General features: G+C 42.2%; 1 protein-coding gene. It reads left to right on the top strand.

Features of this window, described 5'->3' with window-relative positions:
* Positions 1-66 precede the first annotated feature (66 nt).
* A partial coding sequence (locus A3712_RS27960; RefSeq protein ID WP_231891858.1) for a hypothetical protein occupies positions 67-249 on the top strand: 183 nt, incomplete at its 3' end.

The raw sequence follows: 249 nt of genomic DNA, 5'->3' as shown, positions 1-249 counted from the left end.
ACGGTATACGGTGTCGACCTAAACAAATCAGGGGGAGCCCATCAAATTTACAAGTCAAAACATGCCATGATTGAGATTGCAAGCTTCGACGCAGAGTTTGTCACAGAAGCAATCAACGAACATGGTGTTCTTGGTCAAATTCATTATCTCAATACAGACTGGCAAGATGAAAAAGCGCGAGTAAAAGGTAATCAAGACATCGATGGTCAGCGATTCGTGCAATACGTTATTGCGAATGCAAAAAGCCTT

The sequence above is a fragment of the Vibrio sp. HI00D65 genome, from assembly GCF_001635455.1.
Taxonomy (GTDB): Bacteria; Pseudomonadota; Gammaproteobacteria; order Enterobacterales; family Vibrionaceae; genus Vibrio.
Note: the sequence above shows the minus strand (reverse complement) of the source record. Positions and strands in the feature narration are given on the sequence as shown.